Raw genomic sequence first — 233 nt, 5'->3', positions numbered from 1 at the left:
ATGAGCTACCAGAAATGGAATTATAATTCTACGAGAATTTGTTATGAATGTTTCATTCTATTGAAAAGATCCACGATCTGCATGTATTCACGGGTAAAACGCTTGGAGGAGCGCCGGAATACAGCAGGCGGAAGGTAAAGCGTTAACGCAAACCGGCGGGGAGTGCCGGACAAGGGAGGAGTGAACATGCAATCTCTATTGAAATCGGCAGTGGCCGGGGTGGCGTTGCTGGC

1 protein-coding gene is annotated in these 233 nt (G+C 48.5%); it reads right to left on the bottom strand.

What is annotated here, in order from left to right:
• Positions 1-41 precede the first annotated feature (41 nt).
• A partial coding sequence (locus SB822_RS61210; protein WP_410859680.1) for a hypothetical protein occupies positions 42-233 on the bottom strand: 192 nt, incomplete at its 5' end.

It is taken from the genome of Paraburkholderia sp. SIMBA_054 (assembly GCF_046534875.1).
In the GTDB taxonomy this organism is placed as follows: Bacteria; Pseudomonadota; Gammaproteobacteria; order Burkholderiales; family Burkholderiaceae; genus Paraburkholderia; species Paraburkholderia hospita.
This window is presented reverse-complemented; position numbering and strand designations above follow the sequence as displayed.